The organism is Paraburkholderia sp. (assembly GCF_049581445.1).
GTDB lineage: Bacteria > Pseudomonadota > Gammaproteobacteria > Burkholderiales > Burkholderiaceae > Paraburkholderia.
The window spans coordinates 1-15756 of the sequence record NZ_JBAURZ010000356.1 but is presented as its reverse complement, the minus strand read 5'-3'; the positions used below and the strand labels follow the sequence as shown (position 1 = coordinate 15756).

Below are 15756 nucleotides of genomic sequence, written 5' to 3'. Positions count from 1 at the left end.
GCACTGCGGCGCGACGTTCACCATCACCTTGCCGACAGCGGCGAAGCCGCTCGGCGAACCGGTCGCGCCGGCGCCCGTGGCGGGACGCCCTGACAGCATGCTGACGATTCTGCTGATCGAGGACCATGTCGATACCGCTGACGTGATGGCGCAACTGATTCGCGGCATGGGTCACGAGGTGACGGTGGCGGGCCGGGTGGACGACGCGCTCGCGGCAACGCAGTCAACGACCTACGATCTGATCGTCAGTGACGTGGGCCTGCCGGATGGCACGGGGCTCGACTTCATCAAGGCATTTCGCGAACACTCCGGCGCGCCGGCTGTGGCCTTGACGGGCTTCGGCACGGATGAAGATGTGCGCCGTTGCCTGGCTGCGGGATTCACCTCGCATTTGACCAAGCCGGTCAATTTCCTCCAGCTCGAACAGTTGATTGAAAACGCGGCGAACGTCAAGGCGGAGAAGGCTCAAGGACCGGATTCCGCGTAGTGCGAAGTATTGGCTGAATCCGCCACGCAGAATGCGCCGCAATGAGATCGTCCTATGTGTGCTGCTGGAAAACCGGGTCTCGCCTCGCCGTTGTAACCCGCTTCAACAAAAAGGCCTGCTAACGACGTATTGCGTAGCAGGCCTTTCTGTTTTCTGTTCAAGCTGCGAGACTGACGACTCAGCGTGGCGTGCTCTTTAATGAATCGCGGATCTCACGCAGGAGCAACACGTCTTCCGGTGTCGGTGGGGGCGGCGGAGCTTCAGCCGGCGCCGGCTTCCGCAGATTGTTGATGAACTTCACCATCAGGAAAATGATAAACGCGAGGATCAGGAAGTTGATCAGCACGGTGATGAACGAACCATAACCGAACACCGCAACGCCCGCGGTTTGCAGGTCTTTGTATGACTCAGGACTGCCTTTGAAGTTGGCGGGGATGTCGCCTAGACGGACAAACTTGTTGGAGAAGTCGAGGCCGCCGGTAGCGAGGCCGACCACCGGCATGATCAGGTCTTTGACGATGGAATTGACAATGGTGGAGAACGCGCCGCCAATAATCACACCGACCGCGAGATCCATCACATTGCCCTTTAGGGCAAATTCCTTGAATTCCTGGACCATACTCATAAGGGAGTCCTCCGTGAAGTCGATGGCGCCATGATAGCCAACGTCAGGAGTCAAGGGTAGTGCTTTTGGGGCCATGGCCCGACATGGAAACTATGACCCGAGTGCGCGGGCCCGTTCGATATGGGCGGCAAAGCTGACCGGATCGATGTTCGTGCCGCACAGCAGGACTCCCACACGCTTGCCCTGCAAGGTCTCACGCAATGGGCCGAGCAACGCAGCGGTCGCCGCCGCGCAGGCCGGCTCAACAGCGAGCTTCAGTTGCATGAAGAGCGTCAGCATGGCCGCGCGCATCTGATTGTCGGAGACGGTGACAATGCGCTCGATATGGCGTCTGCATAGTTCGTAGCTGTACTGCTCGGTGTGCGGGGCCATCAGCGAATCTGCAATGCTGAACATGTGGCCCATCTTGACCGTGTGATTGGCTGCGAAGCTCTTGCTCATGGCATCTGAACCGTCCGGCTCGACGCCATAGACGCGAATGCGCGGATTGGCGAGGCGCAATGCCGTGGATACACCGGCAGCCAGTCCGCCGCCGCCGATCGGCACGATTACAGCGTCGAGATCCGGCGTTTGCGTGGCCCATTCGTAGCCAAGCGTTGAGGTGCCCAGCACCGTGCGGTAGCCGTTGAAAGGATGCACGAAGTAACGGCCTTCTTCGGCCTCGATGCGCCGGACCATCTCAAAGGCTTCCGCGTTGCCGTCCGCCACCACGATCTCTGCGCCGTATTGGCGGCACAACGCGACGCGTGCTGGATTGGCCGAGCGGAACAGCACGACCTTCACGCCAACGCCAAGACGCATGGCGGCGTATGCGACTGCCACCGCATGATTACCGCCCGACACACAGGTGACGCCCGCATAACGCTGTGCTTCGTCAAGCGCCAGCAGATTGGTGAACGCGCCGCGCGCCTTGAAGCTGCCGCTTGCTTGCAGCAGCTCGAACTTGAAGTTCACCACCATGCCTTCGAGCGACGGGAAGTCGAGCTTGTCGAACACCGGCGTTCGGGCCACCCACGGGGCCAGCGCAAAATGTTGAGCGGCGATGTCGTCGAGCGTCGGAATCGGCTCGCCGTCGATGGTGTGGTCAGTATGCTGCGGCGTGGCGGTGGACATGGTGTGGGGAGAGCAAATCCTTTATAGCTTGGAGTCAGACAGGCCGGGGCAGTTCATTGCAATTGCGGACATTAAGCTAGTCCAATTTCGATTCAATCGGATCCGCTTCGGACCCGGTTGGCTTCAGTAGGGGCCTCACTGCGAGCTTCACTGAGCGTGTGCATCCAATGACATGCTGTGAATGAACTTGCCGAGAAAACGCTCGCATGCCACCAACTGGTCGAGCGAGACAAATTCGTTGGCCTTATGGGCCTGTTCGATGTTGCCCGGTCCGCACACAATGCTCGGAATGCCCGCCAGCGAGAACAGACCCGCCTCCGTGCCATAGGCCACCTTGCGCTTGTCCTGGTCGGCGGTCAGCGCGCGCACGAGTTGCGTGATCGCAGCCTGCTCTGACGAATCGAGCCCAGGCGCTGCGGCGATCTTCGAGAACTCGATGGCAGCGCTCGCGTGCTCGCGCAGCATCTTGGGCAGCAGCGTTTCGTGTGCGTAATGCTCGATGCGCGCGAAGATGGGATCGGGATCGAGCGTGGGCAGATTGCGGAATTCGAACTGGAAGCGGCATTCGGCCGGCACCGTATTGATGGCGTTGCCACCTTCGATGGTGCTGGTCTGCGCGGTGGTGAACGGCACGTCGTAGAGTTCGTCGAACGGACCTTGCTCGCGGAACTGGTCGGCCATTTCACGGATATAGCAGATCAGGCGCGCGGCGTATTCGATCGCGTTCAGCCCCTTAGGCGTCAGCGACGAATGCGCGGCGTGGCCACGCACACAGCACTGATACGCGTTGATGCCCTTGTGAGCGATGATCGGACGCATGCTGGTCGGCTCGCCGACGATGCAACCATCCGGCTTGATGCCGCGTTTGAGCAAATCTGCGAGCAAAAGCGGTGCGCCGACGCAGCCCACTTCCTCGTCAAACGACAGCGCGAGATGGATCGGCTTGGCGAGCTTCGTGCGCTGCATCTGCGGCACGAGCGTCAGTGCGGCACCGATGAAACCTTTCATATCGCAGGTGCCGCGGCCAAAAAGCTGATCGCCGCGTACTTCAGGCTTGAACGGATCGCTGTCCCATTTCTGACCGTCGACCGGTACGACATCCGTGTGGCCGGAGAGCACGATTCCGCCATTGGTTTCGCCGTCGTGCGCAGGAATGGTGGCGAACAGGTTGGCCCATTTGCCGCTTTCGTCGTGAGTGAGCGTGGCTTCGATGCCGAGATTGCGCAGTTCGTCGCGGACGGTTTCGATCAGGCCGAGATTCGGATTGCGGCTGACCGTATCCATCGATACGAGGCGTGTGATCCAGGGAAGCGAAGCGGGAGAAGAAGCGGCGGCGTTGGCAGCGGTTGAGGCGTTTGAAGCGTTTGAATGTGCGGGACGCGCTGTGTCAGCGACGTGGGACATGACAAGACTCCAGCTTTTGAGTCTTCCGATCATACCCAAAAAGCGCTGACGGGCCAAAGCATCCTTATGCCGGATGTGTACGTTGCGCAGCGCAGCAAAAAGGGGCGGACAATGCCGCCCCTCACTCAAACGAAGCTTGCGCAAACAAAACAGCGCTAGCGTGCGCTGGCCGCAGCCGTGCCGCGGGTCGGCGTGCCGAGTGCGCGTAGCGTCTCTTTCACTGTAGCCACGCGCACCGCCAGATCCGGGCTGCGGGTCTCGATGCGCAGCTTGTCCTGGCCCGCCAGTTTGATGTGCTTATGCTTCTGCACCATCTCGATGATGCGCATGGCGTCAACCGGCGGATTGGGGATGAATTGCAGACCAATGACCGTTTCACCAGCGTCGATTTTCGAAATCCCCAGCGGTTTCGCCACGAGCCGCAGCCGATGTGTTTCCACTAGCGCATGCGCTTGCGGCGGCAGCTTGCCAAAGCGGTCGATCAACTCTTCCTGAATGCCGTCGATTGAATCACTGTGTTCACAATTTGCGAGGCGTTTGTAGAGCGACAACCGCTCCTGCACGTCGGCGCAGTAATCGGCCGGCAAAATGGCCGGGGCGTGCAGGTTGATTTCGGTGGTGGCCGCGAGCGGCGACGTGAGATCTGGTTCCTTGCCTTCCTTGAGCGCCTTTACGGCATCGTTCAACATGTCGGTGTAAAGCTGGAAACCGATCTCCTGGATTTCACCCGATTGCTTGTCGCCGAGCACTTCGCCCGTGCCACGAATTTCAAGGTCGTGCATGGCCAGATAGAAGCCCGAGCCGAGTTCTTCCATCTGCTGGATCGCTTCGAGGCGGCGTTGTGCCTGCTTGGTCAACCCCTGCGGATCGTGTACCAGCAGATACGAGTAGGCCTGGTGATGCGAGCGGCCCACCCGTCCGCGCAACTGGTGCAACTGCGCGAGGCCGAACTTGTCGGACCGGTGAATCAGGATCGTATTCGCGGTCGGCACGTCGATGCCGGTTTCGATAATCGTCGTACAGAGCAGCACGTTGGCGCGTTGTGCGACGAAATCGCGCATCACGCGTTCGAGTTCGCGCTCGTGCATCTGACCGTGCGCGACCGCAATGCGCGCCTCCGGCACCAAGGATTCGAGCATCTGCCGCCGGTTCTCGATGGTCTCCACTTCGTTGTGCAGGAAGTACACTTGGCCGCCGCGCTTCAACTCGCGCAGCATGGCTTCGCGAATCACACCGTCTTCTTCACGACGCACGAAGGTCTTGATGGCGAGGCGCTTCTGCGGCGCGGTCGCGATGACCGAGAAGTCGCGCAAACCTTCGAGCGCCATGCCGAGCGTGCGGGGGATTGGCGTAGCGGTGAGCGTCAGCACGTCCACTTCGGCGCGCAGCGCTTTCAGCGCCTCTTTCTGACGGACTCCGAAACGGTGTTCTTCGTCGATGACGACAAGACCGAGCCGTTTGAACTGCACATCCGAAGACAGCAGCTTGTGCGTGCCGATTACGATATCAACGGTGCCTTCGTTGATTTGCTGGATTGCCGCGTTGACTTCCTTGGTCGACTTGAAGCGCGACAGTTCGGCAATGCGCACGGGCCAGTCGGAGAAGCGGTCTGTGAAGGTTTGCGTATGCTGTTCGGCGAGCAGCGTGGTGGGCGAGAGCAGGGCCACCTGCTTGCCGCCCATCACCGCGATAAACGCCGCGCGCAGGGCAACTTCGGTCTTGCCGAAGCCCACGTCGCCACACACGAGGCGGTCCATTGGCTTGCCGCTTGTCATGTCGCCAATCACGGCGGCGATGGCTGCAGCCTGGTCGGGCGTTTCCTCAAAGCCGAAGCTTTCCGCAAATTTCACGTAATCGCGCGGGTCGAGTGCGAAGGCGTGGCCTTCGCGCGCGGCGCGGCGTGCGTACAGGTTCAGCAACTCGGCGGCGGTGTCGCGAATCTGCTGCGCGGCCTTGCGCTTGGCTTTTTCCCATTGACCCGATCCCAGCGAGTGCAGCGGCGCGCTTTCAGGATCAGCGCCGCTATAGCGCGATATGACATGCAACTGCGCGACGGGAACATACAGTTTGCTTTCGCCGGCGTATTCGAGGTGCAGGAACTCGGTTTCGCCTTCGCCGAGGTCCATCGTCACGAGGCCCATATAACGGCCGATGCCATGTTGCGAATGCACGACCGGATCGCCGACCTTGAGCTCGGACAGATCGCGCACCATCGAATCGACGTTGCTCGCCTGTTCCTGACGGCGGCGTCCCGCGCGGCGTGCCAGTGGGCCGTAGAGCTCAGTTTCGGTCAGGATGGCGATGCCTTCGGCGGGCACCGCAAAGCCGCTGGACAACGGCGACACGCCGAGCGTGAAGCGGGCGTCACTCCGCAACCAGTCATTGAAGCTGTCGCTCGATGACGGCTTCAGATGGTTGTCGGCCAGCAGTTGAAGCAGCGTCTCACGCCGGCCCGCCGATTCGGCGGCAAACAGCACGCGGTTCGGCGTGGTGTCGAGATACAGACGCAGCGCCGCGACCGGGTCGTCGGCGTGACGATCGATGGCGAGATTCGGCAGCGGCGTCGCCCAGGCGCCGCCCGCGTTGCCGGGCAGCACGAGACGCGCGAAAGGCTTGGCGAGCGTGAAGAAGTCCTCGTCCGACAGGAACAGGCGCTGCGGCTCGAGGATTGGCCGGTCGCGGTCGTGCGACAGGAAGTTATGGCGCTGCTTGGTATCGTTCGTGAAGCGCCGGATTGCCGCATCCAGATCGCCGACAAAGGCCAGTTGCGCGCGCTCCGGCAGATAGTGGAACAGCGTTGCGGTCTCTTCGAAGAAGAGCGGCAGGTAGTATTCGATACCGGCCGACGGCACGCCGTTGCCGATGTCCTTGTAGATCGATGCGCGGCTCGGGTCGCCCTCGAACACTTCACGCCAGCGGCTGCGAAAGGCCGTGCGGGCGGCTTCATCGAAGGGGAATTCGCGCCCTGGCAAGAGACGCACGTCCTTCACGGGGTATAGACTGCGCTGCGTGTCGGGGTCGAAGGCGCGGATCGAATCGACCTGGTCGTCGAACAGATCGATCCGGTAAGGCAACGGCGAACCCATCGGAAACAGGTCGAGGAGCGAGCCGCGTACGCAATATTCACCCGGACGCACGACCTGGCTGACATGTTCGTAGCCGGCAAGAGTCAATTGCGCTCTGAGTTTGGCTTCGTCGAGGCGTTCGCCCTGCGAGAAGGAGAACGTGTACGCCGCCATGAAGGACGCGGGCGGCATCCGGTACAGTGCCGTGGTGGCGGGCACCAGCAGGATGTCGCAGCGGCCTTCGCCGAGATCGTGCAGGGTGGCGAGACGCTCGGAGACCAGATCCTGGTGCGGCGAGAAAGTATCGTAAGGCAGTGTTTCCCAGTCGGGCAGCAGGCGCACACGGGCTTGCGGCGCGAAGAAGCTGATTTCCTGCGCAAGGCGCTGAGCGTCGACTGCACTGGCGCAGACGACCGCCAGCAGCGGCACCTGCTCGTGGTAGGCGAGGTGATAGCGGGCGATCAGCAGGGCATCTGACGAACCATGCGTACCGTCGAAGGCAAAACGCTGGCCAGCCTTGACTAGCGCGACTGGCGGGGAGGACTGCGATGATGCGGCGATGTCTGGCATAAAGGGGGAGGCGGCCGTTGGGTCACACGTGAGCCGCAAGTTTACGCGTGTCATGGCGTGTATGCGAAGCACCTATTATAAAATCCGTCCTTTACTTTGACCTCGCGGCGTCCGCACCAGTGACTTCACGTCTTTTTGCTCTGATTCCGAGCGCAGGCACCGGCAGCCGATCCGGCGCCTCCATGCCCAAGCAATACCGCACCGTGGCCGGTCGCGACCTTTTGCATTTTTCCCTTGCCGCGTTTGACGCTTGCAGCGAATTCACCCAGACGCTGCTGGTGATTGCGCCGGATGACCAGCACTTCGACGCCCGTCGCTTTGGCGGCCTGCGCTTTGCGGTGCGACGCTGTGGCGGGGCTTCGCGGCAGGCGTCGGTGCTTAACGGGCTGCATGCGCTGAGCGAATTTGGCGCTCATGACGACGACTGGGTGCTGGTCCACGATGCCGCGCGGCCGGGCATTACGCCCTCGCTGATCCGCGCGTTGACGGGTGCGCTGAAGAACGACGAAGTGGGCGGGATCATGGCGCTGCCGGTGGCGGATACCTTAAAGCGAATTGCACCGGACAGCGGCGGGCGGATTGCCAGAACCGAGCAGCGCGACGGCTTGTGGCAGGCGCAGACGCCGCAGATGTTTCGCATTGGCATGTTGCGCGAGGCGATTCTGAGTGCGCAGCAGGCGGGTCATGATTTGACGGACGAGGCGAGTGCGATTGAATGGCTGGGGCATGTGCCTTTGCTGGTGCAAGGCAGCCTGCGCAATTTCAAGGTCACGTATCCGGAAGATTTCGATCTGGCTGAGGCGATTCTCAGCCGGCCGGCGGTTTCCTGAAGTGTTTTATCGTTATTAACCGGACTTCAAGCTATGGATTTCAGAATCGGACAGGGGTATGACGTGCATCAGCTCGTACCGGGGCGGCCGCTTATTATCGGCGGCGTGACGGTGCCTTATGAGCGCGGGTTGCTGGGGCATTCGGATGCGGATGTGTTGTTGCATGCCATTACGGATGCGCTGTTTGGCGCTGCCGCGCTGGGGGATATTGGGCGGCATTTTTCCGATGCTGATCCGAAGTTCTCCGGGGTGGATAGCCGTGTTTTATTGCGCGAGTGCGCGGCTCGGGTGAAGCGGGCTGGGTTTTCTATTGGCAATGTGGATAGTACGGTGATTGCGCAGGCGCCTAAGCTTTCGCCTCATATTGAAGCGATGCGGGTGAATATTGCTGAGGATTTGCAGCTGGCGCTGGATCGGGTTAATGTGAAGGCTAAGACTAATGAGAAGTTGGGGTATCTTGGTCGAGCTGAAGGGATTGAGGCGCAGGCCGCGGTTTTGTTGATTCGGAGTTAATGGTTTATTTTTGCCTGCGGCGCTTGCTTTTTGGCCTTTTCTTTTTGTTCTGATTGGTCTATTAATGTTGGGTGTTGGACTGTTGGATTGGTTTCTTGGCCTTTCCTTGATTTCTTATTGGTTTATTAGCGATGCCCCTGTGCGGGGCGGCACTCACTTTCTTTGCGGCCGCAAAGAAAGTAAGCAAAGAAAGCGGCTCAAACCGCCAGCCCGTAGGTGTCCGCCTCGCCAGTGAACCGGTATTGGTCCGAGACGAGATCTGCCCTCGCACCATCCGCGCTAGTGACAAGGCAGTCATCCGTTCCAGCGTTGCGCTGCGCGCTCCGCCGTCGGGCAAAACTTCTTCTTCTGCAAATTCTGTCGGAATCCTCAGTATTTCGCCAAGCGCCGGACGGGCGGCGGTGTGAAGCGGTCCCACGGCGAGTTTGCAACACAACTGACGGGCATTTCCCGTCGTTAGCGAGTCGGATGGGCGGAGCGCAGGATATTCGCCATCTTCGCGAGTGGACGGCGCGAATGTGCTACCTGCACCGCGCTTTCCCACGCAAACCGATCCGCGATGCACGTAGTGCGGAGTGGGGTGGATGAGTGCTGTGTCACGAACGCAGGCATCGCGAGAGACGATCTCGTTTCGGACCAATGCCACTTCACTGGCGAGGTGGACACCTACAGGCTGGCGGTGTGAGCCGCTTTCTTTGCTTACTTTCTTTGCGGCCGCAAAGAAAGTGAGTGCTGCCCCGCACAGGGGCATCGCTAATAAACCAATAAGAAATCAAGGAAAGGCCAAGAAACCGATCCAACAGCCCAACGGGCAAAACTAATAGACCAACAAGAAAACAAGAAAATGCCAACGCCGTAAAGAAAATTACAAATGAAAAACCCAAACAGACCAATAAGAAAAATCAAGAAAAGGCCAAAAAACAAAAGCGCCACATGAGAACCCCCACGCAGCGCCCCGCACTAAAAGTAAAGCGCAAAAAACTCACTTACCTTCAGCAGAAACGACCAACGCGACAGCGTTAATAACCGCCGCAACGCGGCCAACATCCCGGAGTTGAGTAGAACTCATCCCCTCAGCGACCAGCGTTTCAAAGTGCGATTTAACACAAAAATGGCACTTCCCAATAATAGAAGCCGCCAACGCATACATCTCAAAGCGCCGCTTATCCACACCACCATGCGACGCATAAGCATTCATCCGCAAACCCGCCGGCTGCGACTTAAGATCAGCGCTATCCGTCATCTCAACATACGGATACCAGACGTTATTCATCCCCATCAACGCAGCAGCCGTCAGCGCGCCGTTGACTTCCTCCGGGGACAGCACCCCCGCATTGCGAATCGTATCCACCAGCACCGCGCTCTTGGCAGCAAAAGCCGCCGCCAGCGCCACGCCCACCGCATCCGTGCCCTCCAGCGATGAGCGTGCAATCGTGCCGTCCAGATTTAAACGAATATCCTTCGCGTAATCGGGAACAAGCGCTTTAATCGAAGACAAGAATTCCATTGATATCTCCTATCAGGGTGTCGATAAAAAAGCCCGCCGGCTCTTTCAAGCTTAGCGGGCTTCCGACTGCAATGCTTACAGCGTTGCGCCGCCAACCGCACGGTTGCAGGCGCACAGTTCGTCCGTTTGCAGGCCGTCCAGAATACGCAGCACTTCTTCCGGGTTACGGCCAACGTTCAGGTTGTTCACCGAAACGTGCTGGATCGTGTTGTCCGGGTCGACTACGAACGTCGCGCGCAGGGCCACGCCCGCTTCCTTGTCGCGCACGCCGAGCTGGTCGATCAGCTCGCCCTTCACGTCGCCGAACGCGTAGTGGTTCAGCTTGCTCAGGTCCTTGTGTTCACGGCGCCATGCCAGCTTCACGAATTCGTTGTCGACGCTGCCGCCCAGCAAGATTGCATCGCGCTCGGCGAAATCATTGGCCAGCTTGCCGAATTCGACGATTTCCGTCGGGCACACAAACGTGAAATCCTTCGGGTAGAAGTAAATGATCTTCCACTTGCCCGGGAACGACTGTTCGGTGATTTCCTCGAACGCCGACACGCCATTTTCTTCATGGTTGTTGAAGCCCGGCTTGGCTGCGGTGACGGTGAAAGCTTCGAGTTTGTCGCCAACGGTTTTCATGCGGAATACTCCAGAAGGTTGCCAATGGGTTGAAAAACAATTTGTTCAAGCTACCTGCTCGCTGTAACGCTCGCGTTACACGAAAACAAGTATAACTCTATTGATGTATCGCATCAATAGTTTTTAACTAATAAGGCGGATAGTTTTTCTTCACTGCGCCGATAGTGTGCGTATGTATCAACATTCGCACCGGTTTGGAGAATAATTCGTTGCGCTCCGGACTTTATCCTTGAGCGGTGACTTACTCCCTGTGAGACTGGACTGCGCGGGCTACCTTAAGTTTCCCGAGCGCTTTAAGTTGCGTAAGCGCTTTTATTGCCTCAAGCGCCACGGGCCAGCGGAAACTCGATCGTCACTTCGAGCCCCGGACCTGGTGTGCGGTTGCGCAACCGCAGGCCACCACGGTAACGGCCCACGAGGCGCTGCACGATGGCCATGCCAAGGCCCGTTCCGTTCGCCTGGGTACGTGCGGTATCGACCCGGTAGAACGGCCGGGTCACCAGCGCCAACTGGTCCTCTGGAATGCCCGGGCCTTCGTCGACCACCGACAGTTCAACACGCGAATGCGACACGCGTGTTTCCAGAATCACGTGCGGAATGCCATCGCCTTCGCTCAGCCCATACTTGCGCGCATTTTCGAGCAGGTTGCCGATCACCCGCCGCATGTCGGTTTCATCCGCCTCAATGACTGCCGACGGCGCCAGGCGCGTGATCAGCCTCATGCCGTCTTCCGACGACATGCGCGCAGCCAGTTCTCCTGCGATCACGGAAAGGTCCACAGGTTCCGGGACTCTTTGCACCGGCCGTGCGTAATCGAGGAAACGGCCGATGATCATGTCCATCTGTTCGATGTCGTCGACCATCGCATCCTTGGTGGTCTGATCCGATGGACTCATTTCGGTTTCGAGCCGCAGACGCGCGAGCGGCGTGCGCAGATCGTGCGAAATACCGGCCAGCATCAGCGCGCGGTCCGCTTCGAGCTGCTCGAGGTCCTGCACCATCTGGTTGAAGCTGCGATTGGTTTCGGCCGCCACGCCCATGCCGCGCTCCGGCAACGGCTCAGGGGACTGGCCCGAGCCGACCTTGCGCGCGGCCATCGCCAGCCGGGCGAACGGCCGGTTCACGAGACTGGTGATGAAGGCCGCGCCGAACAGCGACAGCGCCAGCGCGAACACCCCCCAGCCGGCCCATTGCAGGCCGGTGGCGTTATCGAGCTGATCGCGGTCGAGCGCGACCCAATAATCGTCATCGTCGATCTTGAAGCTGATCCATACGCCGGGAATGTCGTTGACGCTCTGCGCGATGACGGTATCGTCACCCAGGCGCCCGCGGATGTCATGCTCGATCAGCCGGTTGAGCGACTCGTCCGGCTGGAGTTTGTACTTGTCGGTGGTTTCGCGCGGATACACGCGCACCCCTTCATTGCTCTCCAGATCTTGCAGCAATGCGCGGCGTAGATCGGGATCGGAATAGAGGAGTGCGGTGCGCGTGAGCTTGACGATGGCGACGAGCTGCAACGCCACGCGCTGCGCGCGCGGCTCGCGTTCGATCACCCGGAAGCTCTGGAACCACGCAGCGAGACTGACCGCGATCAACAGCGCGATCAACAGAAAGGTCCGCCAGAAAAGGCCGCCGAACGCGAGCGTCAGGAGGCGCCGGTCGATCCGCATGGGCCCTTCTTATCTGAAAACAACAACGGAAAGCGCGATCAAACTCAGGCTGCGCCGTCGGGAATGAACACGTACCCAAGGCCCCAGACGGTCTGGATAAAACGCGGGCTGCCCGGATCCGGTTCGATCAGCTTGCGCAGTCGCGAAATCTGCACGTCGAGGCTGCGGTCGAACACTTCGTATTCACGGCCGCGCGCCAGTTCCATCAGCTTTTCACGTGAGAGCGGCTGACGCGGATGACGGGCGAACACCTTCAGCACGGAGAACTCGCCGGTGGTCAGCGGGATTTCCTGCCCGGCCTTGGTCAAGGTGCGGGTGGCCAGGTTGAGCGCGAATTCGCCGAATTCGAAAACCTCTGTGGTCTCGGACGGCGCACCCGGCAGTTCCGACGGCGACTGACGGCGCAGCACCGCATGGATGCGGGCGACCAGTTCGCGCGGGTTGAACGGCTTGGGCAGATAGTCGTCAGCGCCCATTTCGAGGCCGACGATACGGTCCACATCTTCACCCTTGGCCGTGAGCATGATGATCGGCGTGCGGTCGTTGCTGCCGCGCAGGCGGCGGCAGATCGACAGGCCGTCCTCGCCGGGCAGCATCAGGTCGAGCACCAGCAGGTCGAAGCGTTCACGCACCCAGAGCTTGTTCATTGACGGCGCGTTTTCGGCGACGTAGACGTTGAAGCCCTGTTCGCCAAGGTAGCGGCGCAGCAGATCGCGCAGACGCGGATCGTCATCGACGACGAGGATTTTCGAAGGGTTTTTGGTTTCCATGGTCGGCATCTTAGCGCGATTACAAAGTGATGCTAGTTTGCATCAATTCGGGGGTTACAGTCGGTTACAAAATTTACCCGCAGTGTGGCACGACGTAAAGCGGGCACGCGTAGACTCCTTTACTGAATGCGGCTGTTCGGTGGATACTTCACACGACTAAAAATTCTCGCACCCGGCACCACTCCGGGGTTTGTACACGCATTTAGGGTAGCCGGTTGCCGGACCACGAAGGGAACAAGATGAAGGGAGGGGTTTGGCCGAATGTGCGCCTAAGCGTGATTGCGCTGGCTGTTGCCGGCACACTCGCGGCCACATTGGGCCCTACGCTCGCCCATGCCCAGTCCTTTGATGACCGGGCATCGTCACCTCGCGTGCCGCGCTTCCGCGGACTTAAATCGTCCCGTCAACCGCATAATCCCGTCGTGGACCACCCTGCATCAGATGTCATGATGCGCACCGCAGTTCCCCCCGATCTCGATCAACGCCGTCGCGACGGTCATATGACACCCGAAGAACGTCGTCTGTTGCGTCAGCATATCGAAGACGCAGTCCGCGAGTTGTACAAGCGTTAGGCGCATTCGCTGGCCGTGTCAAGTGACGTGCGGGCCGCCTTCTGATTTTGCGCTGTCATCAAGCTGCCGTCAGCGATTCATCGCGCGCAGCAAATCACGTGAAAAATTTCGTTGCACTTCCCTGGTCAACTTTTCGGTTCAATCTGCCGTTGAGTCGGCACAAGGGTAAAGCGCATGCATTCGCGGATGCCTTCCCGGTGCCGTCACGGACGATTGACGATGAAGCTGCCGTTCACCCTCACGCGAGGTAGTCAGGCTTCGCTGCTGCTGATTGCGATTGCGCTCCCGCTTGCCTGGAGTATGCCGGCCGGCGCCACGCAGGATGCGGCGCGGCGGCAGGTACACGATACGCCCGCCGCGACAGTGGATGATCCAGCGCAGAACCTTCTCGATGCGGATGACGCCCGTTTTTTCCTGAGCCGGGTCGGCTTCGCGCCGGATAACGCCGAGGTGGCGCAGTACGTCGGTCTGACGCGCGAGCAGGCGGTCGACAAAGTGCTGGCGGCGACGCACACCGAAGCCGTCACGCCGATGCCCGCATGGGTACTGGAACCCATCCCGACACGCGACGAGCGCAAAGCGTGGACCGTCGATCAGCGCCAGGCCGAGCAACGTCTGCGAAACCAGCGTTACGACGAATTACGCGCGTGGTGGGTGCGCGAAATGGCGACGACACCTTCGCCGCTGACCGAGCGCATGACGCTCTTCTGGCACAACCATTTCACCTCGGGACAAGACAAGGTCGGGTATCCGCAACTGATGGCGCAGCAGAACATCCTGCTGCGGCGCGAGGCGTTGGGCAACTTCGGCGACTTGCTGCACGCCGTGGCCAAAGACCCGGCGATGCTGCAGTACCTCGACGGTGCGGGCAATCGCAAGGGCAAGCCCAACGAGAACTTCGCGCGCGAAGTGATGGAACTCTTCACATTAGGTGAAGGGCACTACTCGCAACGCGATGTTTCGGAGGCTGCGCGCGCCTATACCGGCTGGAGCCTGGACCCGGACACCCAGGCTTACGTATGGCGCACCAACCAGCATGACGACGGCGCCAAGACGGTACTCGGCGAGAGCGGCAGGTTCGACGGCGATCAGGTGCTCGACATCCTGCTTGCGCAGCCGGAGACGGCGACCTTCGTTACCACCAAGCTGTGGCGCGAGTTTGTCTCCGATACGCCAGCCCCTACCCAGATAGCACCGATTGCCGCGCGCTTCCGAGCCAGTCATTACGACATAAAGATCGCGCTGCGCGGTCTCTTTCTAAGCGACGCATTCTGGGATGAGGCGAATCGCGGCACGCTAGCGAAGTCGCCAGCGGAGTTTGTGGTCGGCACACTGCGCGAGTTCGACATCAGCTATGACAACACGGCACCGTTTACCGGCGAGATGCGCACGCTGGGCGAGAACCTGTTTTATCCGCCCAACGTGAAGGGTTGGCCCGGCGGCGAGGACTGGATCAACAGCACGACGCTGCTGGCGCGCAAGCAGTTTGTCGAACAGCTTTTCCGCGCCACCGAAGCTGCCGCGCCACGCCACCCGCCGTCCGGTATGAGCGATAACCCGCAAAACCCAGCAATGCTGCGTCGCGCGATGGCGCGAGCGGGGCAGGGCGGAGTACGCTTCGATATCGACGGTTGGCTCGCGCAGTACCACACGGCGCCGACAGCGAAGCCCGGGCTATCCGTGGAGTTGCAGTTGCAGCACGCGGTGCTGCCGCTCACGCCGGTCGACGCGATCGAAACGGATTCGAGCGGCAGCGCGTATCTGGAAGCGCTGTTGATGGACCCAGCTTTTCAGTTGAAGTGACGTGAAGCGCGTCGTATTGGGACGGTCGCCGGCGATACTGAGTGTTGGCGTAACGCGCGCAGCCATCAACACAAAAGCCATAAAAGCCACAAGAGCCAGGAGAGGTGCAGCATGAAACGGCGCGATTTTCTTTCGATGGCCGGCGCGGCAGGCGCCTCGCTCTGGCTGCCGAGCGCGTTCGCCGCGCAGGCCGCACCCAACCC

The 15756-nt window shown here is 60.3% G+C and carries 13 protein-coding genes; 5 read left to right on the top strand and 8 right to left on the bottom strand.

What is annotated here, in order from left to right; translation table 11 throughout:
- Window positions 1-487 (top strand): response regulator (locus WCA85_RS30345; RefSeq protein WP_424068576.1); only part of this gene is annotated, 487 nt, incomplete at its 5' end.
- 178 nt (window positions 488-665) lie between these two features.
- Here WCA85_RS30345 and mscL read toward each other — a convergent pair.
- From mscL to mfd, 4 genes are all read right to left on the bottom strand, one after another.
- Window positions 666-1112 carry a large conductance mechanosensitive channel protein MscL gene (gene mscL / locus WCA85_RS30340; protein WP_424068574.1) on the bottom strand — a complete coding sequence of 149 codons (447 nt, stop codon included), beginning with the start codon at window positions 1110-1112 and terminating at the stop codon, window positions 666-668.
- Between the two features lie 90 nt (window positions 1113-1202).
- Window positions 1203-2225 (bottom strand): threonine/serine dehydratase, encoded by a 1023-nt coding sequence (locus WCA85_RS30335; RefSeq protein WP_424068572.1) that lies wholly within the window; start codon window positions 2223-2225, stop codon window positions 1203-1205.
- A 147-nt stretch (window positions 2226-2372) separates the two neighbouring features.
- Complete coding sequence (gene argE, locus WCA85_RS30330; RefSeq protein WP_424068570.1) at window positions 2373-3629, bottom strand: acetylornithine deacetylase; 1257 nt, start codon at window positions 3627-3629, stop codon at window positions 2373-2375.
- 155 nt (window positions 3630-3784) lie between these two features.
- Window positions 3785-7264 (bottom strand): transcription-repair coupling factor, encoded by a 3480-nt coding sequence (gene mfd / locus WCA85_RS30325; RefSeq protein ID WP_424068578.1) that lies wholly within the window; start codon window positions 7262-7264, stop codon window positions 3785-3787.
- A 119-nt stretch (window positions 7265-7383) separates the two neighbouring features.
- On the opposite strand from mfd, the gene ispD reads away from it, so the two are divergent.
- Together ispD and ispF are read left to right on the top strand one after the other, a co-directional pair.
- Complete coding sequence (gene ispD / locus WCA85_RS30320) at window positions 7384-8094, top strand: 2-C-methyl-D-erythritol 4-phosphate cytidylyltransferase (RefSeq protein WP_424068568.1); 711 nt, start codon at window positions 7384-7386, stop codon at window positions 8092-8094.
- 33 nt (window positions 8095-8127) lie between these two features.
- Window positions 8128-8607: a 2-C-methyl-D-erythritol 2,4-cyclodiphosphate synthase gene (gene ispF / locus WCA85_RS30315; RefSeq protein ID WP_424068566.1), complete on the top strand. Its 480-nt coding sequence runs from the start codon at window positions 8128-8130 to the stop codon at window positions 8605-8607.
- Between the two features lie 982 nt (window positions 8608-9589).
- On the opposite strand, the gene WCA85_RS30310 is transcribed toward ispF, so the two are convergent.
- From WCA85_RS30310 to ompR, 4 genes are all read right to left on the bottom strand, one after another.
- A complete protein-coding gene (locus WCA85_RS30310; protein WP_424068564.1) occupies window positions 9590-10114 on the bottom strand; it encodes a carboxymuconolactone decarboxylase family protein in 525 nt (174 codons plus the stop codon).
- Between the two features lie 75 nt (window positions 10115-10189).
- The gene (locus tag WCA85_RS30305) at window positions 10190-10738 is read right to left on the bottom strand and encodes a peroxiredoxin (protein ID WP_424068562.1); all 549 of its coding nucleotides are present in this window, start codon (window positions 10736-10738) and stop codon (window positions 10190-10192) included.
- A 320-nt stretch (window positions 10739-11058) separates the two neighbouring features.
- Complete coding sequence (locus WCA85_RS30300; RefSeq protein WP_424068560.1) at window positions 11059-12408, bottom strand: ATP-binding protein; 1350 nt, start codon at window positions 12406-12408, stop codon at window positions 11059-11061.
- Between the two features lie 44 nt (window positions 12409-12452).
- Entirely contained in the window at window positions 12453-13187 is a 735-nt protein-coding gene (gene ompR, locus WCA85_RS30295; RefSeq protein ID WP_006048917.1) for a two-component system response regulator OmpR, read from the bottom strand.
- A gap of 230 nt (window positions 13188-13417) precedes the next feature.
- Between ompR and WCA85_RS30290 the strand changes: the two genes are divergently transcribed.
- Complete coding sequence (locus WCA85_RS30290; RefSeq protein ID WP_424068558.1) at window positions 13418-13750, top strand: hypothetical protein; 333 nt, start codon at window positions 13418-13420, stop codon at window positions 13748-13750.
- 219 nt (window positions 13751-13969) lie between these two features.
- Window positions 13970-15553 carry a DUF1800 domain-containing protein gene (locus WCA85_RS30285; RefSeq protein ID WP_424068557.1) on the top strand — a complete coding sequence of 528 codons (1584 nt, stop codon included), beginning with the start codon at window positions 13970-13972 and terminating at the stop codon, window positions 15551-15553.
- Window positions 15554-15756: the final 203 nt, after the last annotated feature.